At 60.1% G+C, this 23,951-nt stretch carries 19 protein-coding genes; 11 read left to right on the forward strand and 8 right to left on the reverse strand.

Annotated elements, in window-relative coordinates; translation table 11 throughout:
• Positions 1-2: 2 nt before the first annotated feature.
• The 3 genes from ACIPSK_RS07255 to ACIPSK_RS07265 form a co-directional block, all read right to left on the reverse strand.
• The gene (locus ACIPSK_RS07255) at positions 3-893 is read right to left on the reverse strand and encodes a carbohydrate ABC transporter permease (RefSeq protein ID WP_170259577.1); all 891 of its coding nucleotides are present in this window, start codon (positions 891-893) and stop codon (positions 3-5) included.
• On the reverse strand, positions 890-1,849 hold the full coding sequence (locus ACIPSK_RS07260; protein ID WP_017967551.1) for a carbohydrate ABC transporter permease: 960 nt from the start codon (positions 1,847-1,849) through the stop codon (positions 890-892). The genes ACIPSK_RS07255 and ACIPSK_RS07260 overlap by 4 nt, the downstream gene beginning before the upstream one ends.
• Positions 1,850-1,921: 72 nt before the next feature.
• Positions 1,922-3,400, reverse strand: a complete 1,479-nt coding sequence (locus tag ACIPSK_RS07265) for an ABC transporter substrate-binding protein (RefSeq protein ID WP_446532748.1) — start codon at positions 3,398-3,400, stop codon at positions 1,922-1,924.
• Positions 3,401-3,607: 207 nt separating this feature from the next.
• On the opposite strand from ACIPSK_RS07265, the gene ACIPSK_RS07270 reads away from it, so the two are divergent.
• The 4 genes from ACIPSK_RS07270 (at position 3,608) to ACIPSK_RS07285 (ending at position 8,183) form a co-directional block, all read left to right on the forward strand.
• A complete protein-coding gene (locus ACIPSK_RS07270; RefSeq protein WP_162116255.1) occupies positions 3,608-4,318 on the forward strand; it encodes a GntR family transcriptional regulator in 711 nt (236 codons plus the stop codon).
• Between the two features lie 53 nt (positions 4,319-4,371).
• The gene (locus tag ACIPSK_RS07275) at positions 4,372-5,538 is read left to right on the forward strand and encodes a mandelate racemase/muconate lactonizing enzyme family protein (protein ID WP_446532749.1); all 1,167 of its coding nucleotides are present in this window, start codon (positions 4,372-4,374) and stop codon (positions 5,536-5,538) included.
• A gap of 67 nt (positions 5,539-5,605) precedes the next feature.
• Positions 5,606-6,967, forward strand: coding sequence for a mandelate racemase/muconate lactonizing enzyme family protein (locus tag ACIPSK_RS07280; protein WP_446532750.1), 1,362 nt, complete (start codon positions 5,606-5,608; stop codon positions 6,965-6,967).
• Between the two features lie 16 nt (positions 6,968-6,983).
• Positions 6,984-8,183, forward strand: coding sequence for a mandelate racemase/muconate lactonizing enzyme family protein (locus ACIPSK_RS07285; protein ID WP_446532751.1), 1,200 nt, complete (start codon positions 6,984-6,986; stop codon positions 8,181-8,183).
• Positions 8,184-8,336: 153 nt separating this feature from the next.
• Here the strand turns inward: ACIPSK_RS07285 and putA are convergent, their stop codons facing one another.
• The gene (gene putA, locus ACIPSK_RS07290; protein ID WP_446532752.1) at positions 8,337-12,044 is read right to left on the reverse strand and encodes a trifunctional transcriptional regulator/proline dehydrogenase/L-glutamate gamma-semialdehyde dehydrogenase; all 3,708 of its coding nucleotides are present in this window, start codon (positions 12,042-12,044) and stop codon (positions 8,337-8,339) included.
• 27 nt (positions 12,045-12,071) lie between these two features.
• Positions 12,072-12,278: a hypothetical protein gene (locus ACIPSK_RS07295; protein WP_170259571.1), complete on the reverse strand. Its 207-nt coding sequence runs from the start codon at positions 12,276-12,278 to the stop codon at positions 12,072-12,074.
• A 172-nt stretch (positions 12,279-12,450) separates the two neighbouring features.
• Here ACIPSK_RS07295 and ACIPSK_RS07300 point away from each other — a divergent pair, with 172 nt between their 5' ends.
• Positions 12,451-12,945, forward strand: a complete 495-nt coding sequence (locus ACIPSK_RS07300) for an Lrp/AsnC family transcriptional regulator (protein WP_170256631.1) — start codon at positions 12,451-12,453, stop codon at positions 12,943-12,945.
• A gap of 55 nt (positions 12,946-13,000) precedes the next feature.
• On the opposite strand, the gene ACIPSK_RS07305 is transcribed toward ACIPSK_RS07300, so the two are convergent.
• The gene (locus ACIPSK_RS07305; protein ID WP_446532753.1) at positions 13,001-13,897 is read right to left on the reverse strand and encodes a LysR family transcriptional regulator; all 897 of its coding nucleotides are present in this window, start codon (positions 13,895-13,897) and stop codon (positions 13,001-13,003) included.
• 94 nt (positions 13,898-13,991) lie between these two features.
• On the opposite strand from ACIPSK_RS07305, the gene ACIPSK_RS07310 reads away from it, so the two are divergent.
• From ACIPSK_RS07310 to ACIPSK_RS07320, 3 genes are read left to right on the forward strand one after another with little or no spacing between them, the layout of a single operon-like run.
• On the forward strand, positions 13,992-15,179 hold the full coding sequence (locus ACIPSK_RS07310) for an MFS transporter (RefSeq protein WP_446532754.1): 1,188 nt from the start codon (positions 13,992-13,994) through the stop codon (positions 15,177-15,179).
• Between the two features lie 32 nt (positions 15,180-15,211).
• The gene (locus ACIPSK_RS07315; protein WP_026154505.1) at positions 15,212-15,958 is read left to right on the forward strand and encodes an SDR family oxidoreductase; all 747 of its coding nucleotides are present in this window, start codon (positions 15,212-15,214) and stop codon (positions 15,956-15,958) included.
• Between the two features lie 13 nt (positions 15,959-15,971).
• Positions 15,972-16,442, forward strand: a complete 471-nt coding sequence (locus ACIPSK_RS07320) for a cyclophilin-like fold protein (RefSeq protein WP_017967563.1) — start codon at positions 15,972-15,974, stop codon at positions 16,440-16,442.
• A 41-nt stretch (positions 16,443-16,483) separates the two neighbouring features.
• Here the strand turns inward: ACIPSK_RS07320 and ACIPSK_RS07325 are convergent, their stop codons facing one another.
• Positions 16,484-17,521, reverse strand: coding sequence for a class I SAM-dependent methyltransferase (locus tag ACIPSK_RS07325; protein WP_162116247.1), 1,038 nt, complete (start codon positions 17,519-17,521; stop codon positions 16,484-16,486).
• A 180-nt stretch (positions 17,522-17,701) separates the two neighbouring features.
• On the opposite strand from ACIPSK_RS07325, the gene ACIPSK_RS07330 reads away from it, so the two are divergent.
• Both ACIPSK_RS07330 and ACIPSK_RS07335 read left to right on the forward strand, forming a co-directional pair.
• A complete protein-coding gene (locus ACIPSK_RS07330) occupies positions 17,702-19,699 on the forward strand; it encodes a putative bifunctional diguanylate cyclase/phosphodiesterase (protein WP_446532755.1) in 1,998 nt (665 codons plus the stop codon).
• A gap of 328 nt (positions 19,700-20,027) precedes the next feature.
• Complete coding sequence (locus tag ACIPSK_RS07335; RefSeq protein ID WP_446532756.1) at positions 20,028-21,680, forward strand: acyltransferase; 1,653 nt, start codon at positions 20,028-20,030, stop codon at positions 21,678-21,680.
• A gap of 11 nt (positions 21,681-21,691) precedes the next feature.
• Here ACIPSK_RS07335 and ACIPSK_RS07340 read toward each other — a convergent pair whose 3' ends face one another.
• Complete coding sequence (locus tag ACIPSK_RS07340) at positions 21,692-22,579, reverse strand: LysR substrate-binding domain-containing protein (RefSeq protein WP_446532905.1); 888 nt, start codon at positions 22,577-22,579, stop codon at positions 21,692-21,694.
• 110 nt (positions 22,580-22,689) lie between these two features.
• Between ACIPSK_RS07340 and ACIPSK_RS07345 the strand changes: the two genes are divergently transcribed.
• On the forward strand, positions 22,690-23,943 hold the full coding sequence (locus ACIPSK_RS07345; protein ID WP_446532757.1) for an aromatic ring-hydroxylating oxygenase subunit alpha: 1,254 nt from the start codon (positions 22,690-22,692) through the stop codon (positions 23,941-23,943).
• Positions 23,944-23,951 lie beyond the last annotated feature (8 nt).

Genomic DNA, 23,951 nt, shown 5'->3' on the forward strand with positions numbered 1-23,951 from the left:
CTCTAGTGCTTGACTGCGCCTTCCGTAAGGGCGCGGACGAAGTATCGTTGCAGGACGAGGAACAGGACCACGACAGGCACGCTCATCATAAAGCTGGCCGCCATCAGGCCCGGAAAGTCCGTCGTATTTTCCGAGAAGAAACGCTGGATGCCGACCGGCAGCGTCAATTGGTCGTTCTTGGAGAGGAAGGTGTAGGCGTAGATGTACTCGTTCCACGCGCCGATGAAGGCATAGATCGCCGTAGCGATGATTCCTGGCGCCGAGAGCGGCATCACGATCAGAACAAAGGCCTGGAACCGCGTTGCCCCGTCGATTCGCGCCGCCTGCTCGAGCTGCACCGGGATGTTGTCATAGAAGCCCTTGAGGAGCCAGATTGCCAGCGGCAGGCCGAATGTGAGGTAGGTGAGGATGAGCGACGCATGCGTGTTCACCAGCCCGATCGCGCGCATCAGGATGAAGAGTGGCACGAGAAAGATTACGGCCGGGAACATGTTGCGAAGCAAGACGGCGAAGAACAGAAAGTTTCGGCCCGGGAAGGTGAAGCGCGAAAACGCGTAGGCCGCAGGAACTGCCACGATGACAGAAAGGATGGTCGTGGCGGTGGAGACGAAAAGGCTGTTCCAGAAGAAGCGGAGGAAGTCCTGGCCGACGCTATTTTGCGGATCGAGCAGCTTCTGGTAGCTGGCGAGGGTGGGTTGGTCAGGCCACCATTGCGGCGGGAATTGCATGGCCGCGAAGCCGGACTTGATCGAGGTGATCAGCATCCAGATCATCGGCAACGCGGTGTAAAGCAGCATGAACACGAGGAAGATGCGTCCGCCCCACCGCCATCCGTCGATGCGCATACGGCGACCGGCCTTGCCTCGAGAAACAGTCTCGGCAATCGTGCTCATGCGCTCCCATCCTTCCGCTCGTTGCCGCTTAGCGCGCGGACGTAGAAGTAGCCGAGCGACATCAGGATCAGGAACAGCAGCACCGAATAGGCCGATGCCACCCCCCAGCGCTGGCGGCCGAAGGCGAGCTCGTAGATGTGGGTGATCCAGATATGCGATGCGTTCGACGGCCCGCCGCCGGTCATGATCCAAGGGATGATGAATGAATTGAAGTTGGCCACTGCCAGCAGAAGGATCGTCACCGTCGAGACATTTCTCAAGTGCGGGAAGGTGACGTGCCAGAACCGCTGCCATGCATTGGCTCCGTCGACTTTTGCCGCGCGCAGCAACTGGTCCGGGACTGTCTGCAGGCCAGCCATCATCATGATCATGGCAAACGGAAACTCCCGCCAGATATTGACGACGATCAGGGAAGGCAGCACTGTGCTGACGCTGTCGATGAAATTCGGCGGCCTGTCGGCCAATCCGAGGCCGACCAGCACCGCGCCGATAATCCCAAAGTCCGAATGGTAGATCCACTTCCAGATATAGGAGGCGGCGACCGCGCTGATGACCCAGGGAATGATCAGGACGGCGCGCAGGATGCCACGGCCGACAAAGTCGCGATGGAGCGCCAGCGCGCTGGCAAACCCCAGGACAAATGAGATGAAAGTGGATCCCAGTGTCCAGATAAGAGTGTTCGAGGTGACTGTCCAGAACACCGGACTTGTGAGGATGGCGGTGTAGTTGCCGAGGCCGATGAAAGTCTTGTCCCGGAGCTGCAGGCCCGGCGGCGTATTGAAGAACGACAGCTCGATCGTATAATAGATCGGATAGGCTATGACGATGAGCATCACGGCGATCGCAGGAAGCACGTACGCGTAGTCAGCGCGATGCTCCCAAATCTTTCGCAGCACACTGGACCCGTCGGGTTGCAGTCTTCGGCGAGCCTCGGCCTTGCCAGTCAAGATCGTCACTGTGCCCTGCCCTTGTTCTTGGGAACAAACCGGCTGCATCGAGGCGCAGCCGGTCAGATCGTCAGGCTTGGACTAGAGTCCGCCGTCCATCAGATCTTTCACCTTCTTGGCTGCGTCGTCCGCTGCTTGGTCGACGGTCATGGCTCCGGTCAGGGCATTCTGCAGCATGTCCGGGATGATGATGTTCATGATCTCGGGGGACTGTGGCAGCGCAGGGAACGGGATACCGTATAGCAGCATCGAAGTCGTGACATCAAGGAACTTGATATTGTCCAGACGTTCCTTCATCCATTTGGTCTTGAAGCCGTTAAGGTTTCCCGGGTTCGAGCCGGCATAGGCCATCTTCAGCGACCATTCAGGGCTCGTCCACATGCAGATGATCGCCTTTGCGGCCGCCTCGTCTACCTTGCCGCCCTCGACATATTCGGGCTTCAGGATGTGAATGTTGGAGCCGCCAAACACGACGGCACGCTTGCCGTCGGGGCCCGTCGGGATCAGACCGTAGCGCATGTTGTCGATGACGGTCTGCGCCTTATCCTTGTCGGTACCCGTCGCCTTCTTCTGCAGGTCGAGCATGACGTTGTAGTCGGACGGGTGCGAGATCATCATGCCGAGCTGGCCAGCGAGGAAGAGGGGCTGGTTGTCGGCCTGCTGATTGGTGAGCGCCGAAACCGGAACCGACTTGTCGCGAACATACATATCGTAGGAGGCTTGCAATGCCGCCTTGCTTTGCGGGCTATTGAGCTCGACCTGCTTATAGGTCGGGTTGGCGGTCGCTTCGTCGAAGACGCCGCCGCCATAGGCCCACAGCTGCGGCATGAAGCGGTACGGCGTATTGCCGGCATTCTTGCGAGCCACGAGGCCGTAGCCGGCAATGCCGAGCTTATCGTGGATCTGCTGGGAATCCTTGACGACGTCGTCCCAGGTTGCCGGAGCCTTGTCCGGATCGAGGCCTGCACGTTTGAAGACGTCGGCGTTCCAGATGAACGCCATCGTCTCGTTGTTGGTGGGAATGCCGTAGGTCACGCCGTCCCAGGTTACAGCCTTCATTGCGCCGGGCCAGAAATCCTCGGTCGAATACCCTACATCCTCGGGTTTGAGCGGCTGCAAATAGCCCTTTGAGGCGAACTCCGTGCCGCCCAGGATTTGCAGGCGGACCGCCATGGGCGCCGCATTGCCGAGGAGCGCCGTCCGGAACTTGTCCAGCAGGTCGTTATAGGTGAGGGCTTGTTCCTCAAGCTGGATGTTTGGATAGGTCTTGCGGAAGGTCTCGAAGAACTCCTTGTAATACTGACGCAGGAGGTCGGGGTCGCCCTCGAACACGCCCTGATACCAGAACGTCAGTCGCCCCTTGTAGTCGAGGGGCGTGACCTTGGCGCAATCGGCCGCCGTGTCAAAATCCTCTGTGCCGGCAATGGAGCGCACATATTGCGGCGACCACTTGCTCAAGTCGACCGGCGCACCCAGCGCCGATGCGGACATCAACGATACCATCAAAGCAGTGGAGACAGCGCCGCGCAGGACGGCACCGCCGAGTGAAATCCTCGTCATAAGGTATCCTCCAGGTTCTCCCATGCCGCTCTGCGTCGAGGCGAGCGGTCTTTGCTCCCCGGTCGCGGGACTTTCCACACAATGTATCCCTTAGACCTAATCATACGTTTTCAGATTGAAGATTGTCTGTCAATCAAAGAAATCGTACATTGTTTACAGAAGCCTTGCGTGATATCCGAGCAGTATGTGTATTGATTGGGGACCGTCTTGGCCGGAACAAGCGATTTTAAAGCAAAGCCACCCGAAGGGATCGACGCAATCGGGGCCTCCAGCGAGGGCGCCTCGCTTTATCAACTGATCAGGGATGACATTATCGAAGGGCGGCTCGCTGCCAACGAGCGGCTTGTGGTCACTGATCTCGCCCGGCGCCACGGCACCTCAACCAACCCCGTGCGCGAGGCTCTGCAACTGTTGCGCGGAGAAGGCTTTGTCACCCTCGTTCCCAACCGCGGAGCGCGCGTCCGGCCTATAGATCAGGATTTTGTTCGGGACATCTACGAGATCGGAGTCTTGATCGAGCCGGCACTGACGCGATGGTTCGTGAATATGGCCACCGTCGAGGACATTGCCGAACTCGAACGCATCCAAGGCCTGATCGAAGACAACAACTTCGACGACACGTTCAGGCACAGCGAGCTGGACACCGCCTTTCACACCGTGATGTACCAAAAGCACTACAATCGCCATGCCGCCGAGCTTTGGTGGAAGCATCGCGAAGTGCTTCGAGCCGTGAGCCGGCGTTTCAACTTCACGCTCGCCCGGCGCGCCGCGATCCTTAGCGAGCATCGCGAGCTCATCTCGCATGTAAAAGCGGGAAATGCGAACGAGGCAGCCGAGCTCATTGCACGCCATGTCGAGGGCTCCGGCCGGCACATCCTCGAACACATGCGTGCGCGTAATGCCGCTCGGGCAGGATAGAATAGATAGCCTGGAATATCGTTATCCCGACCATTTCAATAAAGGCAGTTGAGATGAAAATCACCAGCGTTCGGCCGTGGCTAATCAGATCCGATGCTTCTTATTGGGGAGAGTTTCTGTTCGTCGAAGTGACGACCGACGACGGGGTGAGCGGCTGGGGAGAGATCACCACCACGACGAGGCTCGCCAATCGCGCCCTCTGCACGATCCTGCGGCAGATCGGTGCCGCTGTGACAGGCGAGGACCCGGCGCGTATCGAGTATCTGTGGCACAAGATATTCCGCAGCTTCACCTATATGGGCAGTCGCGGCGCCGCAGTCGAATGCGTAAGCGCCATCGACATAGCTCTCTGGGACATCCGAGGCAAAGTCCTGGCTAAGCCGATTTACGAGCTGTTGGGCGGACCGGTCCGCGATGAAATTGCGCTCTACACCCATCCCAATCAGGCGAAATTTACCAGCAATGAGGCTGTGGTCCGGGAAATTCGAGACATCGTCGAGTCCGGCCACACGGCGCTCAAGTTCGATCCTTTCCCCTACCAAGGCCGCACCGCCGATGGACTGCCTCGCGAACAGCGGGACGGCTACCTCGATGGCAGCATGACCCGCAAGGATGAGCGCGAAGCCGCCGAACTCACGGCTCTGATCCGCGAAACGGCGGGCTCTGATGTCGACATCCTCATCGATGCGCACGGCCGCTTCGACGTTCCCACCGCCATTCGCCTTTGTCGGAGCCTCGAGGAAGCCGGTCAGATCGACTGGTTCGAGGAGCCTTGTCCACCGGAGAGCCTCAACGCTCTCAGGCAGGTGCGCGAAAAGGTCAGCGTCGCTATCTCGTGGGGCGAGCGCGGCCACACGAAGTGGGATTTCGTGCCGGTGCTCGAAAACAGACTCGCCGACTACATCATGCCTGACGTCACCTGGACCGGCGGCATTACTGAACTCAAGAAAATTTCTGCCCTATGCGAGGCCTACTACATCCCAGTCTCGCCACATGACGCCGCTGGACCGATCAACGTGGTTGCGGGAGCGCAGGTGATGATGACCGTTCCCAACTTCTACAAACTGGAAACGTCGGAGTGGAACCTGGGCAAATACGATCATCTCATCGACAGACCACTCGATGTTTCGAACGGCAGCCTCAAGCTTGCGCCCAAGCCCGGTCTCGGCGTCGAAATGAACCGCGACTACCTTCAAAATCACGAGATTGAACTGGCCTAGCCAACAATCTACGCCGCCACCAGCGTGCGCGGCGGCGAACCCGGCCGATCAGAATGAGGATTAAATCATGCTAGAGGCAGATGGAGCCGACGAGGCGCTCAATCGCGTGAACACGCATTCCAAGCCGTCCGACCTTCGCATCACCGACCTGCGAGTAGCCGAAATTATAGGCGCGCCGTTCACCTCAGTACTGCTCAAGATTTACACCAATCAGGGTATCGTCGGGCTTGGCGAGGTGCGCGACGGCGCCAGCGCCACCTACGCGCTGATGCTGAAGAGCCGGTTGCTTGGCGAGAACCCTTGCAACATCGACCGCCTGTTTCGCCGGATCAAGCAGTTCGGCGGGCACGGCCGGCAAGGCGGCGGCGTATCGGCAGTCGAAATCGCGTTGTGGGATCTCGCCGGGAAAGCCTACGGCGTCCCCATCTACCAGATGCTCGGCGGCCGGTTTCGGGAGAAAGTGCGCGTCTACTGCGATACTGATGCCACCGTGCCGAGCGGTACCGAGACCGGCAGGCGCCTCAAGCAGCGCATGGAGCTCGGATTCACCGTCCTCAAGATGGATCTGGGGCTGATGCAGATCGCGGACGTGCCCGGTGCGGTCGTGTTTCCTGCCGGCTCACTAGAAGGATACCGAAACGGTCCCAGTCGCGGGCCGCTGAAGACTATTGAAGAGCGGCGTGCCCGCAATGCTGCGTACGATCTGCATAACGTCCCGCACCCGTTTACTGGCCTCCACTTTTCCGACAAGGGTCTCGACTTCCTTGAACAATACATCGCCGAGGTCCGTGAAGTCATCGGCATGGATATTCCGCTCGCCATCGACCACATCGGCCACATCTCAGTGCAGAACGGCATTCGCCTTGCCAGGCGAATTGAAAAATACGTGCCAGCCTGGCTCGAGGATGTGATCCCATGGCAGTACACTGAGCAATACCGACAACTGCAGGACGCCACTACGGTGCCGATCTGCACCGGCGAGGACATATATCTCAAGGAGGGCTTCGGGCCTCTGCTCAAGAGCGGCGGCCTCTCCATTATCCACCCGGACCTGCTCACCAGCGGCGGCATTCTCGAGACCAAAAAGATCGGCGATATGGCGCAGGACCATGGCGTCGCCATGGCCATCCACATGGCAGAAAGTCCAATCGCCGCCATGGCCGCGGCCCATGTCGCGACCGCGACTGAAAACTTCATGGCGCTCGAATACCACTCTGTCGATGTCGACTGGTGGGACGATATCGTCACCGGCCTTCCCAAGCCACTCGTGAAGGACGGCTTTATCACCGTTTCGGACAAGCCCGGCCTGGGGATTGACGATGTCGTCGACGAGGTGATCTCGCAGCACCTGCAGCCGGGCGTCACCGGCATTTGGCAGCCTACGGATCGCTGGGACGATGAGTATTCCTGGGATCGCACCTGGAGCTGAGGCGAAAGAACCGAAGATGAAGATCACCGATCTCCGCTGTGCCCTTATCGGCAAACACCCGATTGTCCGCATCGTGACGGACGAGGGCCTCTATGGCCTGGGTGAAGTCGAATTCACCAAGACCTACCTCAAGCCCTTTGTGCTGCATTTCCGCGAGGCGCTGATCGGCGAGGACCCGACCGACGTCGAGAGAGTGATGCTGAAGATCCGCCAACGCGGCTCTTTCAAGCCGTACGGCGCGGCGGTGAGCGCTATTGAGCATGCGCTGTGGGATATTGCCGGCAAGGCCGCGGGCGTGCCCGCCTATAAACTGCTCGGCGGCAAGGTGCGTGACAAGGTGCGCGTCTACAACGGCTCGATCCGCCAGAAACGCACGGGCGACCGGCCGGAGGACTACGCCGCCGACGTCAAATGGATGATGGAGCAGCCGCAGAACTTCTTCATGGTCAAGCAAGGAATCTCGTTCCACTCCAACATGAAGGACACCATCGAGGACTTCCACTACGGCGTGACGCAGAATAAGGCCGGCTATCACGGCGCCAAGGACCAGGGCGCAATCAGCGAGCGCGGTTTCAATCACATGCTCGACTGCGTGATCGCGATGAAGGAAGTGCTGGGCGACGAAGTCAGCCTGGCGCTCGACTGCGGCCCGGGCTGGATGCTGCCCGATGCGATCAGGTTCGCTCGCGCGGTCGAGAAGTACAATTTGATGTGGCTCGAGGACATGCTGACTGGCGACTACGTGCCGTGGGTCAATCCGCAGGCGTATCGGGAACTGACAACCTCCACCTCGACGCCGATCCACACCGGTGAGCAGATCTACCTGCGACATAATTTCAAGGAACTGATCGAGACGCAGGCGGTACGCGTCATCGGCCCCGATCCAGCCGATATCGGCGGTATTGCCGAGCTCAAATGGGTCGCCGAACACGCCTACATGCACTCGATCCTGATGGCGCCGCACGGCACCGCCAACGGCCTGTTGGGGCTCGGCGCGTTGATCAATGTCTGCGCCACCTTGCCGGCAAATTACATCGCGTTCGAATATCCGAGCGCCACCGACCCCTGGTGGGAGGATCTGGTCGTCGGCTTGCCGCCGCAGATCGTGAAGGACAGCATGGTGGACCTGCTGGACGCGCCGGGGCTGGGCCTCGATATCGACGCCGAAGCGGCCAGGAGATATCTCAGGGAAGAGGATGCGGGCTTCTTCGACTGAACCTCCCTCCACCTGCATGACGTGAATCGTCCATGCAAATGACTGGAATGACACGCTTCGGGTCATGCAGCGCTCAGAGGCCCTTTTCCCGTCTTGAGTTTGATCGGCGATGGATGCCGACGATGACCATATTTTCAACGCCCTCGTCTTTACTCAGCCGATGGCCATGAGGCTTGCATTGCCGCCGGCAGCTGCAGTGTTGATCGACGTCGACACCTCCTCCAGCAGCCAATTCAGGCAATAGGCTTCGGGATCGCTCGCCAATTCCTCGCTCGTCGCGGCCTGGACCAACAGAAGCGGACCAGGCAGGTGGGCGATCTTCTGATTGACGGCCAGGACCCTGTCGCGATCCCCTTCGACGAGGGCACCGGAAAACGGCCCGTCCTTTTCCCAATCGGATGTCCAGGAAATCCGGCTGGAGACTGCCGCCGGAAGATCCGCCAGGACTGACTTCGATAGGGAGCCGGCGTCCACGACGATGTGGTTGCCGGTCGATAGGGCTGCGGCGATCTGGCGATGAAGCCCGCCTTCCGTCTGCGGCACGACGAGAATACGGCCGCGGGGATGCAGCGCGTAGAGATTGAGCTCCCCGACCGGACCGGTGAGCTCACGTTCGAGCCCGAGTGCCGAGCGGCTTGCATATCCACGCGCCGCTTCTCCCTCGCCCGATAAACCCTTCTTGTCGAGCCAGACGATGCAGTCACGAAGGGCGAGGTCCGTATGAACGGAATCCTGCTGCGGCGGCACGGGCGCACGTTGCACCAGCCGGCCGATATAGAGCGGACCGCCGGCCTTCGGTCCCGTTCCCGACAGGCCTCGGCCGCCGAACGGCTGCACGCCGACGACGGCGCCGATGATGTTCCGGTTGACGTAAAGGTTTCCAGCCTTGATGCGGCTGGTCACATGCGCGATCGTTTCATCCAGCCGGGTGTGAAGCCCGAATGTCAGACCATAACCCGATGCGTTGATGTCGTCGATCAGTCGGTCGAGCCCGTTTCGTTTGAAACGGATGACATGCAGCACCGGTCCGAAGACTTCCCTCGTCAGGTCCGACAGCGACTTGATCTCGATGATTGTCGGCGGAACGAAGGTCCCCGCCGCAGCGCTCTCCGGCAGCGGCAGCTGATCCACCTTGCGGCCTAAACCGCGCATATGCTCGATATGCTGATCGATCTCCGTCTTTGCGCTGTCGTTGATGACTGGGCCGACATCAACGCTCAGCCGATCCGTACGGCCAATCGTCAGTTCGCGGAAGGCGCCCCTCAGCATATGGAGGGTTCTGTCGGCGACATCGTCCTGAAGGCAGAGAACCCTGAGGGCCGAGCAGCGCTGACCGGCGCTGTCGAAGGCAGAGGCAATGACATCGGCCACCACCTGCTCGGCCAATGCCGAGGAGTCGACGATCATGCCGTTCTGACCGCCGGTTTCGGCGATCAGCGGAATAGGCTTGCCGCTCGCCGACAACCGTTCCGCCAGCTGCGCCTGAATCATGCGGGCAACTTCGGTCGACCCGGTAAACATGACGCCTGCCGTCTCCTGAGCCCCGACCATGCCGGCGCCGAGGCGGCCGCTGCCGGGCACGAACTGCAAGGCACCGACCGGCACGCCCGCCTCGTGAAGGATCTTCACGCTCTCCGAAGCGATGATCGGCGTGACCCCGGCCGGTTTCGCAAGCACGGGATTGCCGGCCACCAAGGCTGCGGCGACCTGTCCGGTGAAAATCGCCAGCGGGAAATTCCACGGGCTGATGCAGACGATCGGGCCGAGGGAGGCATGCGAGGGGCCGAGCGTCTTGCGCGCCTGCTCGGCGTAATAGCGCAGGAAGTCGATCGCCTCACGCACTTCGCCGACGGCATTGGCCGCAGACTTTCCGGCCTCGCGCATGACGATGCCCATCAGCACCTTGATGCGGGCCTGCATGATGTCGGCGGCCCGTTCCAGGCAGGCCGCGCGCTCGGCCGGCGGTACGGCGGCCCATTGCGGCGCGTACTCCGCAGCCATGCAAACGATGCGCGTGGCGTCCTCGACCTTCACTTCGGTCACCGTGCCGACAACATCCCGGTGATCGGCAGGATTGAGAACATCGCGTGTTACCCCATCCGTAGAGCCATCCGCAAGAATGGGAAGCGCATGCCACGGCGCAGCAGCCGTAGAAGTGAGCGCCTCGGCCAAATCCAGAAGGGTGGCCTCGTTCGAGAGATCGAGACCATCGGAATTGACCCGGGCGTTGCCGTAAAGAGCCTTCGGCGAGGCGATCTGCGCGTGGGGCGCGCCAACGACAGGCATGGCTGCGACGGTTTCGGCGGGATCGGCGATCAGCGCCTCGACCGAGACATTCGGATCGGAGATGCGGTGCACGAAGGAGGAATTGGCGCCATTTTCCAGAAGGCGTCGAACCAGATAGGCGAGCAGCGTCTCATGTGTTCCCACAGGCGCATAAATGCGGCAGGGCCGGTCAAGTTTTTCCTTTCCGACGACCTCGTCGTAGAGCGGTTCGCCCATGCCGTGCAGGCATTGGAACTCGTATTTGCCGACGGTGAAATCGGGACCGGCCAGACGATAGATCGTGGCGAGCGTCTGCGCGTTATGGGTGGCAAATTGCGGGAAGACCGCATCCGGAGCATCGAGCAGCTTGCGCGCGCAGGCGACGTAGGCGACATCGGTGTAGATCTTGCGGGTATAGACCGGATAATCCTCGAGACCATCCAACTGGGCGCGCTTGATCTCGGCATCCCAGTAGGCGCCCTTGACGAGACGAACCATGATCCGGCGCCCGGAACGGCGCGCGAGATCGACGATATAGTCGAGGACGAAGGGGCAGCGCTTGCCATAGGCCTGTACGACGAAGCCGAGCCCATTCCATCCGGCAAGCTCAGGGGCGAAGCAAAGCTCCTCGAGGAGATCGAGCGAAAGCTCCAGCCGATCGGCTTCCTCTGCGTCGATATTGAGGCCGATATCATAGGTCTTGGCGAGAGCGGCGAGCTTCTTCACCTTCGGCAGCAACTCGCTCATTACCCGTCCGGCCTGCGACCTTGCGTAACGCGGATGCAGGGCCGAAAGCTTGATCGATATGCCCGGGCCGTCATAGATGCCGCGCCCGTCCGACGCCTTGCCGATGGCGTGGATCGCCTTTTCGTAATCCCGGTAATAACGCTCGGCATCGGCGCCCGTCGTCGCGGCCTCGCCCAGCATGTCGTAGGAATAGCGGAAGCCGCGCGCTTCCAGCGGCCGGGCGCGTTTCAGCGCCTCCGCAATCGTTTCGCCGGTGACGAACTGCTCGCCCATCATGCGCATCGCCATATCGACGCCGCGGCGGATGACCGGCTCGCCGGCGCGCGCGATCAGCCGCGTCAGCGCTGCCGACAGGCTTCGGTCGTTGACCGTCGACGTCAGCTTGCCGGTGACGACGAGGCCCCAGGTTGCGGCGTTGACGAACATGGATTTTCCGCCGCCGATGTGGGAGGTCCAGTTGCCCTCGGCGATCTTGTCGCGGATCAGCGCGTCCCGCGTTTCGGTATCGGGAATGCGCAGCAGCGCTTCGGCGAGGCACATGAGCGCCACGCCTTCCTGGCTGGAGAGCGAGTATTCCTGCACCAGCCCTTCGACACCGGTCCCCTTGTGCTTGGCGCGCAACGCTTCGATCAGGCTGCGGGCCGTACTGCGAATGTCATAGCGTTTTGCCTCGGAGACACGCGCGGCGGCAACGAGCGGCGGCAGGCACTCGGTTTCCGGCCGGCGATAGGCTGCGGTGATGGCCTGGCGAAGTTCGGATTGCGGTCGGATCGGTGGCGCAAAGCCGGAAAACGGCGCGCCGTCGGCGGCGTCTTTGGATTGAGTAGTCTCGATCGCTGCGTTCAACATGAAGGTCCCTATCAGTCGATATCTAGTTTAACGGATGAATGAGATGCCGGGTTCATCGTCCCAATCAGCGTCGTCCGAGGCGGCCGGGCCGGAATATTCCGTCTCGCGAAGCGGACGCGCATCCGGATTGTTGCGCTTGAGGGTGAGCGCCGCAGCAACCGCTCTTATCGCCACCGGTCGGTAGTGAGCGAGCAGGTCCGGCTTCTGATCGTCATCCGGTTCTTCCTTGCGCATGCGTGACCCCATTTTGCGTGCGGCGCCGATGCGATCCTGGCGATCCGTCAGCGCCTGCGCCTTCCATCCCATTGCCGACGCACAAAGTATCACAGATCGCAGATCTCGATCTCACTTGATTTTTGCAGATTTTAGCCTGTATGAACTTATTAAAGCACTGTTGAGAGTTCAAATGGCTGGCGAACCCGATATATTTAGTGAATTGGACCAATTCGACAGAAAAATCCTCGCGGCTCTTGCCGAGGACGGCAGACTGTCGATCACCGATCTCGCGGCGCGTGTCGGCCTCTCGAAGACGCCGTGCCAACTCCGCTTCAAAAGGCTGATCAGCGAAGGCTATATCGAAGGCTTCAAGGCCGTCCTCAATCCGTCGAAAATGCAGCTCGACCACATTGCTTTCGTCGAGGTGAAGCTCTCCGATACCCGCGAGAACGCGCTAAAAAGCTTCAACGATGCCATCAAGAAGATCAGCGAAGTCGAAGAATGCCATATGATCGCCGGCAGGTTCGACTATCTCCTGAAGATCCGCACCCGCGATATCGGCCGCTACCGCCGCGTCCTCGGCGAGCGCATCTCGACACTGCCCCACGTCGCCAGCACATCGACGAATGTCGCGATGGAAACGGTCAAGGAAGGCTGGGACAGGTCCGGTTCGAGTTTTTCGTGAATGTGATCCTTGGGGTGACCACCCGCCGCTGAGTTGCCGCAGAGTCCATCATTGGTTACCGATGCCGGTAGCGAAAGGCTTCGACGAAGGCGGAAAAAGCCGGGGACGGATGGCGCCGGCTGGGGTAATAGAGATGATATCCTTGGAACGTTGGTGCCCAATCCGCCAGCACTTCGTTCAGTTGACCGCTGTCACAATATTGCCGGACAAGGTCCCTCGGCACATAAGACAGCCCCGCCCCATCGAGAGCGGCATTGATCGCCGGCCCTATGTTGCTCATCACGAGTTGGCCTTCCACACGAACGCTGAACTCGCGGCCATCCTTTTCAAACTCCCAGGCATAGAGAGCGCCTGACGTCGGAAGACGCAGGTTAACGCAATTGTGGTTCGTCAAGTCATGCGGGGTCGAAGGCACAGTGCGGGCCGCAAAATATTCGGGTGATCCGACCACGGCGTAAGAGATATCGGATCCGATGCGAACGGCCACCATGTCGCGCGCAATCGCTTCGCCGAGCCGCACGCCGGCATCGAATTGCCGCTCCACGATATTAGTGAAACCGTTGTCGACGATGAGTTCCACGGTGATATCGGGGTAATCCCGTAAAAATGCCGGCAGCCTCGAACGGAAGACCAGCTCCACGGCATCATCGGGACATACGAGGCGGACTGTGCCCGAAGGCTTGTCGCGCAACGCGCCGAGGGCACTGATCCCGGCGGCGATGCTCTCGAAATGCGGCTGGATGCTTTCCACGAGACGCGCACCAGCCGCCGTGGGAGCCACGTCACGCGTCGTGCGGGAGAGAAGCCGGACGCCGAGCCGGGCTTCGAGCGCGCTGATCGTATGGCTCAACGCCGAGCGCGTGACTCCCAATTTTGATGCAGCGCGCGTGAAACTCCGCTCCTGAGCCACCTCCAGAAACGCACGCATTTCCGTGAACTCGTCGCGCCGCATTGTTGAATCTCCTTCATCACGACATTCAGATTATAGCTTCTAGTCGCGCAAAACCAGTCCGGCTATCTATCTGGCAACGGACAGGAGAACATGCATGACCGTCGAGTTGACATTGGATGAGACCTCACTGACGGACGACACGGCGACCTCATGGTCTGCTGTGACCTGTCTCTCGCTGCTCACTTTCCTGCTGGTGGGGCTGGAATTTCTCCCTGTGAGCCTTCTGACTCCAATCGCCACGGATCTCTCGGTGTCAGAGGGGCAAGCCGGATTGGCGATCACCGTGTCGGGAGTCTTTGCGGTTATCACCAGTCTTTTCGGCAATGCATTCCTGGCGAGGATCGACCGGAAGTCTGTCGTCTTGTTCTATACGGCGGTTCTTGTTGCATCGAGCTTGGCGGTTGCCCTCGCACCCAACTTCCTAGTCTTTCTCGTCGGGCGGTCCCTGGTCGGCGTTTCGATCGGCGGCTTCTGGTCGCTGTCGACGGCTATTCTGGCACGCCTGGCTTCGGACCGTGACCTGCCCAAGGCGATTGCGCTTCTTCAAGGTGGCACCGCATTCGCCCTCGTCCTTGCCGCACCGCTCGGCAGTTTTCTTGGCGGGTTGATCGGATGGCGCGGAACCTTCTTCATCACGGTGCCAATCGGAATTGCCGCGCTCGTCTGGCAACTGGTCGTCCTGCCGAGGATGCCGGCGACATCAACCGTCTCGGTGGCCAGAATATTCGGGCTGCTGCGCAATCGCACATTCGCGATAGGAATGGCGGCGACCGCTCTCGCCTTCATCGGCCAGAACGCGCTGTCCATTTATCTTCGTCCATTCCTCGAAGGCGTCACGGGCCTCGAATTGAATGTTCTATCCATGGTGCTTCTCGGCCTTGGCGTCGGTGGACTGGCTGGAACCTCCGTCATTGGCTTCGTCGCCCGGCGGCACCTCCGTCTCGTTCTCGTAGGCCTGCCGGGTGCTCTTGCGCTCCTAGCCCTGCTGCTGATCGCTCTCGGGCCGTTCGCGGCGGTTGCGGCATCCCTGCTCGTCATGTGGGGATTTTTCTCAACCCCGATTCCCGTTGCCTGGAACACCTGGATGGCCGCCACCGTCCCCGGTGAGTTGGAAGCGGCAGGTGGGCTGCAAGTGGCGTTGATCCAACTCGCCATTGCCGGCGGCGCTTTCGCTGGCGGCGTACTGTTCGACACCGCGGGATGGTGGAGCACCTTCCTTCTGGCCGCCTGCCTTCTCGCCGGTTCGGCTGTCCTCGCCGCACTCGCCGGCCGCCGCGCCTGAAACCTTCCGAAACCTCAAAAATGGAGATCATCATGTCACAAGGAATTGAAAACAAAGTGGTCGTCATCACCGGCGCAAGCAGCGGGCTTGGCGAAGCCACCGCGCGTCACCTTGCTGAGCGCGGCGCGTCCGTCGTCCTCGGCGCGCGGCGTAGTGACCGTATCGCTACGCTGGCTGAGGAGCTGGCCGCCAAAGGCTATAGAGCCAAGGCAGTCCAAACCGACGTCACGGATCAACATCAAGTCAAGAAGCTCGTCGACACCGCCGTCAACGCGTTCGGCCGCATCGACGTGATGCTGAACAATGCCGGCCTGATGCCGTTGGCGCCGCTCGAACGGCTCAAGGTCGACGAGTGGGATCGCATGATCGACGTGAATATCAAAGGGGTGCTCTACGGCATCGCAGCAGCGCTTCCGCACATGAAGGCGCAGAAGTCCGGGCACATCATCAACGTGTCCTCCGTCTACGGTCATGTGGTCGATCCGGGTGCCACCGTCTACTGCGCGACGAAATTCGCCGTGCGCGCCCTCTCCGAGGGGCTGCGGAAGGAAGTGAAGCCATACAATATCCGCACCACGATTATTTCACCCGGCGCAGTGAGTACCGAACTGCTCGAACACATCAGCGAAAAGGACATCCAGGCGGGCACCAAGGAGTTCGTCAGCAGGATCGCCATCAGCGCGGACACGTTCGCCCGAACGGTCGCCTTCGCGGTGAACGAACCAGACGATGTCGACATCAACGAAATCTTGTTCCGGCCCACGGCTCAACCTGTCTGACGCGAGGCGCGCTATGTCGATGACATCCACGTTCATGAGCCGTCGCGCGATTTTGGGCGGAGCGTTGGCGGCCGCCGCCCTCCCTCTCGTGGCGCAAGGGCAGGACGGGCACAGCTCGACCACTCACAAGGTGTCAGATGTCAGGATCAGGATTGACTTCAACAATCTTCCCCTGACGGCGACACTCTTCGATAATCCGTCGGCGCGCGATCTTGCTTCCATGCTGCCCCTAAACCTCAAGATCGAGGACTACGGCAGGAACGAAAAGATCGTCTATCTGCCGCGTAAGTTGACCGAAGAAGGGAGTGGTGCTTTCGGAAACGAGCAGGCGGGCGACCTTTGCTACTTCAAACCGTGGGGTAACCTGGCCCTGTTCTACGCGGATTACCGCTGGGACGGGCTGATCCGGCTCGGCCGCTTCGACGATGGCTTCGAGCCGTTGCTGGTGCGCGGCGCGTATCCGGTCCGCATAGAACGCATCTGACAAGGGCGTTTTGGGTGGAAATCTCAAATCGCTTTTGCGACCTAACGCGGTCTTTGAATTTCACAATAGACAATGCTCCGGTTTGAGCCGGACCAAACAGACACCTTCATATCATTGCCAGTCACGCTGTCGCCGGCGATCGAGCCCAGCTCTCGTTCCGACCGCAACAGCAGGGCCCAGTTCATGAATGTCTCCATATAGCCATCGACATCCGTCTCCGGAGAGAAGTTGGCGAATAGGAATGTGCCGCCAGGCTTAAGCATGCTGATGCACTTCCTGGTCAGCCGTACGGCTACCGCGTCCGGCAAATAGTCATAGAGACCGGCGGCATAGACGAAATCGAACATTCCCGGCGCATGCCTTCCACCGATCAGGGATTTGACCGACCCGTTCACCGCCTCGACGGAGGTGCCGGCGAAATCGCGGGCGACGGTTCCAACGCTTATCGGGTCCTGATCCAACGCTACCCAGCGTCTGATCGCGCCCGCGCTCAGAGCGTGCGACAACGGCCCCTCGCGAAGATGCCCGGCGGCAATGGCGAGGACTTCGGTGGAACCCGGCCGGACCGAAGCGATTTCGTCAACGCGGCGAGCCAGAATGTCTCGACGCTCCCGTACTGCGATGGATGACGAAGCATTTCGAGTGTAGCCGTAGATCGAACGTCCCAAGTCGCTCGCTGATGCGACGGCGTCCTCAATCTCAGGTCTGCCGTAGATGAAATCGAGAAGACGTGCGTCGCCGGAATAGCCGCGCGGCTTTTCAAACGACCAGCGGGTCAATGGATCTTGATGAAGATAGTGAGCAACGGGATGAGATTGCGCGATCGGAACGATGACGTCCCACACCTGCGGATGAAAGCGCCGCCGCATCTGATGCAAGGCTTCGGTAAGACGCTCGATGATCACATGAGGCTCGACGCCGGATTTGAACTGACGGATCGACACGTCAAGGCTGAGGGCAAGCTCGGCCTGGGCAACGATAAGATCGCCGGGATCCGGGGCAGCAACCCTCCTTGCCACCCGCCGAATTTCGCCAGGCGCAACAAGACTTTCACCGTCGAATACCAGGCTTTGTTCCATTTCGAGATCCTCTTGACATAGCGTTAAGCATAATCAACCTCGAAATAGGATGCGACTAGAATCTACACGGGATAAGGGTAATTCTACTCTTGCGGGTCCGATGCTACCCCTCTAACAAAGCCAAGCAATAAGACAAACCGGTTGCAAGTTGCCGAATGCGATTTTGGAGGGCGCCGAAGTATGGCTTACTTTTCAACATACTTTAGATGGCTTTCGGGTCGGCGTCGTTGCATGATCGCGGCTTGCGATAATGTCCAGCGGGACGAACCAACCGCCGGCATTTCATTCGCCGAGGCCCTCAAGTCTCTGAAAATTGAAAATGATGCTGTCCGAAGGCAGAGCTCGCGGCACGGTCTTTGGATGGCGGTTGCCGTCTATGTGGCCTTCGCACTTCCCGACCGTTGGCTGATCCCCGATGTTGCGCCTGCGACGATCGCCGCCCGATTCGCCGTTGCGACGATCGCCCTGCTGGCGTTCGAAGTCTTGCGGCTGGCAAATGCGAAAACCGTCTGGCTTGACATTACGTGCGCCACTGCACTGCTTGTGGGCTATGTAGGCTGGCTTTACCCGGCGATTGCCACCCACGACGTCACTGCTATGTCCTACTACATGATATTCGGCGCCATCTTCATGATGGGCGCCAACCTGTTTTTCAGTTTTCCGTTTCGGCTTTCGGTGATCACCTCCGGGCTCGTTCTCTGCGCGTTTTTCATTACGATCGAGGAACTCTTTCCTTCCAGCCAAAGCTACAAGCTCGCTTTCGGGCTGTTCTACATTTCGTGCTTTGCTTTCACGTCTTTCGTCAATTGGCGATTGAATGTTGAGCGCCGAAACGTGTTGCTGAACGCGGCGGAGGCTCGCCACCAGCACTGGGAAGCGTCCGAGCGCGGAAGGTCACTGCTCGAGCTTTCACATACCGACTACCTGACAGGCATAAGCAACAGACGCGCGCTGGATCGGCGGCTCGACGAATGCTGGGCCGCTTGGAAAGACGAACGCCGCGACTTCTCCGTGTTCCTCATCGACGTCGATTTTTTCAAACGCTTCAATGATCGCTACGGACATCAAGAAGGAGACCGATGCCTGACTGTCATCGCCAATGCGCTGAAGGCGATTGTAGAGTCGTCCGATGCCATGATCGGCAGGTATGGCGGCGAGGAGTTCATCGTGGTCATGCCTGCGGCCCTTCCAAAGGTCGCGATGGCTGTCGCCGAGAAGATCAGAATGGAAGTCGAGTCTCTCGCGATTGCCCACGACGAGCGACCGGATGATACCTCGATCGTAACTGTCAGCATCGGCGTCGCCTTCACCCGCGAAAAAGTTGGAGAGAAAGTTGAACGAATAGTGCGTGAAGCCGACCTCGCTCTCTACAATGCTAAAGCAAGCGGCCGAAACTGCATTCGCAGTTTTGATCCGCTGCTGCCTCGCCCCGACGATTATGCCGGTAAACTCGTGCCCCTGCTCGCGGCCGCCATCGATCGCAAACTGGTCTCGCTCGTGTACCAACCGATTTTCGACGTGACGAACGGGAAAGCAAGGGCTGTCGAGGCTTTGATGCGCCTCAGGATGCCTGATGGCACGGCGGTTTCGCCGAAGACATTCATCCCGGTTGCAGAACGAAGCGGCGCTATCCTCGAACTGGGCAGGTGGGCGATCGAGACGGCATGCCGGGATATTCTGATGACCGATCGCATGGCGACCGTCAGCGTCAACGTGTCGCCGATACAGCTGCGCTCCCCCGGCTTTGCCACTAGTGTCGCTGATATCCTTATTCGGTGCGGGGTCTGCGGGTCGCGATTAGCCTTGGAAGTCACCGAGGGCCTGGACATGGATATGCAGTCGGAGGTGCTCAAATGCATTGCCGATCTGCGTGCACTCGGCGTCGAAATCTGGCTTGACGACTTCGGCTCCGGCTTCGCGGGCCTCTCTTGGCTGAGGGCAATCGAGTTTCAGACAGTCAAGGTCGATCGAACCTTCCTGCACGACAGCTCGAACCCACGCGGTCTGACGATGCTTCAGGACATGATTGCTCTCATCCGCAATCGCGGGAATACGATCCTGGTGGAAGGCGTCGAAACTGCAGCCCAATATTCCCTTCTCAAGGATCTTCGCATCGACCGCGCCCAGGGCTTTCATATGGGAATGCCGGTGAGCGCTGAACTTCTGAGCGCGGCATAACTCGACATCGACGTTTCCAGATGGCTCAGCACGCGGCCGATAATCGGTGCGCGTGCATCACGTCTCTGCAAATCGCGAATTCGGACAGGAGCCGCATCGACCGCCCGCATGGCAAGCCGCTACGAGGGGCCATCCTACGGACACTTGCGATCACATCGGTCGCCGGGAGGCCGGACCCGATCAAAGCAATTGGAGCCATTTCAACGAGGGCTGCGCCGCCATTGTCGGAAGTCTTGCTTTTGGACGAATCAGACCGTCTTATGCAGCGAGGCAACGGATCGCCGAAGGCAGACGAATATTCGGCGGTTGACCTAGAATGAGGATCGAGATGGATCACGCCGGCAGCCCGCAATCGTCAGTGAACGAAGAGAGGGAAGCGCGGAGGCTTCAATACCTGACCTGGGAACACATTGCGTCTGACCTTCGTCATCCCGCTCACCTCGCCCGCAGGGCGGAACTCCGGCGATCATGCGGTGCGGAGCTGGCCGAGACGTCCTACATCGCCGAGCACGCCGCAATCTTCACCGAAAGCCTGACAATGGGCGAGCGGTCGTGGATCGCCGGGCACGCGCTCGTTCGCGGCGATATAACCCTCGGTGACGATTGCACCATCAATCCCTATGCCTGTGTTTCCGGCACGGTGACGTGCGGTCATGGCGTGCGGATTGCTTCGCATGCCTCGATCGTCGGCTTCAATCATGGTTTCGACGATCCAACCATTCCTATACACCGCCAGGGCGTCGTCAGAATCGGCATCGTGATCGGCGACGATGTCTGGATCGGCGCCAACTGCGTGATCCTCGATGGCGCCACGATTGGAAATGGCGCAGTGATCGCCGCCGGAGCGCTGGTCACCGGGGACATTCCCGCCATGGCGATTGCCGGTGGCGTGCCCGCCCGGGTGCTGCGGAGCCGAGGCTCGGCACCCCGGAAAACAGGCAATGGCGACATCGAAGATCAGTTGGTCAGGCTCGGTCAGAAAGCGCAGGACCAGTGGCCGGACATTCTGGCACGCTGGAAAACGCAAGGGACCTATCAATCGCCGGAAGCAGACGGCGTCCGCAGACCGGCGATCCGGCATCTCTGCGATGCAATCGAGATCGCTGCCGGCTTCGGCCATCTGCCGCCCGATCTCGATGCGGCGGAGACCGTCGAGCGTCTCCAAGATCTTCAGGACCGAGAGACCGGCCTTTTCCCGGAAGAACATGCCCGCATGCATGGCAAGGCGCTGAGGAATGATCCAAAGGCGCTCTATAACGTCCTTGCGGTTGGCTATGCGCTTGAACTGCTTGGTTCCGGTCCGCGCCAACCGGTCCATGCAGTCGAGCTCGAGGCCGGGGAGTTGGATGAATGGCTGAGCGCCCTGCCCTGGTCGACCCGGGCATGGCACGCCGGAAGCGTGGCCGATGCGATCGGAACTGCCATGTACTTCAACGCGAAGTATTTCGGCGTCAGGCATTCACGGCAGGCGCTCTTCGAGTGGCTAAGCCACAATGCCAACAGCGTTTCGGGGCTCTGGGGTGAACCGACCGCGGCGGAAGGATGGCTTCAACCGGTGAACGGCTTTTATCGCCTGACGCGCGGCACCTACGCCCAGTTCGGCGTGGCACTTCCCCACCCGCACGCCTCACTCGAAACGGTTCACCTCAACTACCGCAACCACAAGGGCTTCGTTGCGGCAAAATACAATGCGTGCAACCTGCTCGATACGATTCATCCTCTGCTGCTGATTGCCCGGCAGACCGACTACAGACGGGCCGACGGCGAGGCGATCGCCCGCAAGCTCATCTCAAGGGCGCTGGATAGATGGCGGGATGGCGAAGGATTCCCCTTTGCCGATGGTAGTGAACCGAGCTTGCAGGGGACGGAAATGTGGCTTTCCGTCATTCACCTGGCGGCCGATTTCCTGGGCCTGGCAGATCGCTTCGCCTTCGTCCCGAAAGGCGTTCACCGGACGGCAACCGTGGGGCTGGGTATGTGACCACGCTTCGATCAACCGTGCAGTGATGCCGTCAGCCAGGCGGCGGCAAGGTCGCGTGCATTGCTTCGCTTGGCTTTGACGGGCACGATCACATTGTAACGATCCTCCGCCGCAAGCTCGCCGCCGCCGATCTGCATCAAGGTTCCATCCTCCAGAAAGGTGCCGACCAGCATACGCCATCCCAAGGCAATGCCTTGCCCTGCGCGCGCGGCAGCGATGGTTTCGGTATAGTGGTTGAACCGAAGCGACGGCTTTACATTGAGGTTGGCGCCGGTCAGCGAAAACCACTGGGCCCAGCTATACCAGGAACGATCGAGAACGTCCGTTTCGATGAATTCGTCGGCAGAGCCGAGCGGACCATCTCCGCGTCGCCTGAGATAGTCGGGAGAGCAGACGGGGCAAATGACGTCGCCGCGCGAGGCGATGACGGTGCTATCGCTGAACGGAGGCACACCATATCGAATTGCCACATCGACTTCGCCGTCGTCGAGAGCGATCGGGCTGTCCTGGGATATCACCCGCACCAGAATACCCGGGTTCGCCCGGCGGAATTCGGCCAGCCGCGGCAGCAGCCAGAAAGAGGAGAACGCAACGGTCGCCCCTATAGTCAGTACGTCCTGGCTGCGCGACTGGAGCGCTTCCACGCCCTCGGCAATATCGGCAAAGCTTTTGGCCAGGGTGGCTCCGAGGTTGATGCATGCCGCCGTCGGCTCGATCGCTCGATGCTTGCGCACGAATAAGGGCTGGCCGAATTCCTCCTCCAGCAATGCAATCTGCCTGCTGACCGCCGCCTGGGTGACGCCCAATTCGGCCGCAGCGGTGGTGAAGCTCTTCTTTCTGAGCACCGCCTCCAGGGTCACCAGGGCCGTCAGCGACGGGATCCGTCTTCTAAAGTGCATCACAGAACCCTCATCGCATGATAAAAACTTATGCGAAGCTAATTTTTTATGCCGTTGAAACATCGGAACTGCAAGGGCAATCTGGGGAAACTCTCGCATAAGAGGTTCTGATGCTAAACAAGCTCCCATCGTCCATTTCGGCTCTTCTCGACGCTCGTGCCAACGGTCACTCTCTGCCGGCCGGCCTTTACGTCAGAGAAGACGTGTTCGAAGCAGACATCGACGTCTTCTTCCACAATCACTGGATCTGTGTCGGTCTCGATTGCGATGTTCCCGAACCGGGTGACGCCACGGTCATCGATATCGGCAAGACGAGCCTGATCCTTCTGCGCGACGACGATGGAGAAATTCGCGTCCTGCACAATGTCTGCCGCCATCGCGGCTCCCGCCTTCTCGATCCGGGCAAGACGATCGTCTCGAAACTCGTCTGTCCCTATCACACCTGGACATACGAACTGACGGGTGAGCTCAGCTACGCGCCTCACATGGGCAAGGACTTCGACAAAGAGTGTCGGAGCCTCAAGCCCGTCACTTTCAAATCGATCGGCGGACTGATTTATGTCTGTCTCTCCGACAATCCGCCCGAGGATATTGCCATCCTCGAACAGGCCATGACCGAGCGCCTCGCCCCCTACGACATCCGGAACGCAAAGGTTGCCTTCCAAACGGATGTCATCGAGGACGGCAACTGGAAGCTGACGATGGAAAACAATCGTGAATGCTACCATTGCTCCGCGAACCATCCGGAGCTCTGCGTCTCCTTCGTCGATCTCGACTTCGGCTTCGACCCCGAGACGCTGAGCCCGGAGGATCGCGAACAGGCCGAGGAGCATTTCAGGCTGTATGAAGAGCGGACGAAGGCGTGGGAGTCGGACGGCTTCCCCTCGGCTGCGGTCGAGCAGCTCGCCGACTGCGCCACCAACTTCCGCACCCAGCGGCTGATCATCGCAGGCGCCGGCGAATCCCAGACCCACAACGCCACCGCCGCATCCTCCAAGCTTCTCGGCCACATGACCCGCAAGGATCTCGGCGACATGCATCTTTGGGGCCACAACAGCTGGAACCACTTCATGGGCGACCATGCCGTGGTGGCAACCGTCATTCCGCTCTCCGCCGGCAAGACGCTTGTGAGGACCAAGTGGCTGGTCCACAAGGACGCCGTCGAAGGCGTGGATTACGATCTCGACAAGCTGACGGATGTCTGGGTCGCGACGACGGACCAGGACGCCGATCTCGTCGCGCGCTCCCATGCAGGCACTCTCGACCCAGCATATCAGCCAGGCCCCTACTCCCGGTTTTCCGAGACGAACCTCGACAAGTTCGCCAGCTGGTACATCGATCGGATGCGCGCCCATGGATACTAGGAGCCCGC

The sequence above is a fragment of the Rhizobium sp. LARHSG275 genome, assembly GCF_052871115.1.

Coding starts and splice junctions, on each gene's coding strand:
- ACIPSK_RS07255 (WP_170259577.1), bottom strand. CDS start 893: ATGAGCACGATTGCCGAGACTGTTTCTCGAGGCAAGGCCGGTCGCCGT.
- ACIPSK_RS07265 (WP_446532748.1), bottom strand. CDS start 3,400: ATGACGAGGATTTCACTCGGCGGTGCCGTCCTGCGCGGCGCTGTCTCC.
- ACIPSK_RS07275 (WP_446532749.1), top strand. CDS start 4,372: ATGAAAATCACCAGCGTTCGGCCGTGGCTAATCAGATCCGATGCTTCT.
- ACIPSK_RS07280 (WP_446532750.1), top strand. CDS start 5,606: ATGCTAGAGGCAGATGGAGCCGACGAGGCGCTCAATCGCGTGAACACG.
- ACIPSK_RS07285 (WP_446532751.1), top strand. CDS start 6,984: ATGAAGATCACCGATCTCCGCTGTGCCCTTATCGGCAAACACCCGATT.
- putA (WP_446532752.1), bottom strand. CDS start 12,044: ATGTTGAACGCAGCGATCGAGACTACTCAATCCAAAGACGCCGCCGAC.
- ACIPSK_RS07295 (WP_170259571.1), bottom strand. CDS start 12,278: ATGCGCAAGGAAGAACCGGATGACGATCAGAAGCCGGACCTGCTCGCT.
- ACIPSK_RS07300 (WP_170256631.1), top strand. CDS start 12,451: ATGGCTGGCGAACCCGATATATTTAGTGAATTGGACCAATTCGACAGA.
- ACIPSK_RS07305 (WP_446532753.1), bottom strand. CDS start 13,897: ATGCGGCGCGACGAGTTCACGGAAATGCGTGCGTTTCTGGAGGTGGCT.
- ACIPSK_RS07310 (WP_446532754.1), top strand. CDS start 13,992: ATGACCGTCGAGTTGACATTGGATGAGACCTCACTGACGGACGACACG.
- ACIPSK_RS07315 (WP_026154505.1), top strand. CDS start 15,212: ATGTCACAAGGAATTGAAAACAAAGTGGTCGTCATCACCGGCGCAAGC.
- ACIPSK_RS07320 (WP_017967563.1), top strand. CDS start 15,972: ATGTCGATGACATCCACGTTCATGAGCCGTCGCGCGATTTTGGGCGGA.
- ACIPSK_RS07325 (WP_162116247.1), bottom strand. CDS start 17,521: ATGGAACAAAGCCTGGTATTCGACGGTGAAAGTCTTGTTGCGCCTGGC.
- ACIPSK_RS07330 (WP_446532755.1), top strand. CDS start 17,702: ATGGCTTACTTTTCAACATACTTTAGATGGCTTTCGGGTCGGCGTCGT.
- ACIPSK_RS07335 (WP_446532756.1), top strand. CDS start 20,028: ATGGATCACGCCGGCAGCCCGCAATCGTCAGTGAACGAAGAGAGGGAA.
- ACIPSK_RS07340 (WP_446532905.1), bottom strand. CDS start 22,579: ATGCACTTTAGAAGACGGATCCCGTCGCTGACGGCCCTGGTGACCCTG.
- ACIPSK_RS07345 (WP_446532757.1), top strand. CDS start 22,690: ATGCTAAACAAGCTCCCATCGTCCATTTCGGCTCTTCTCGACGCTCGT.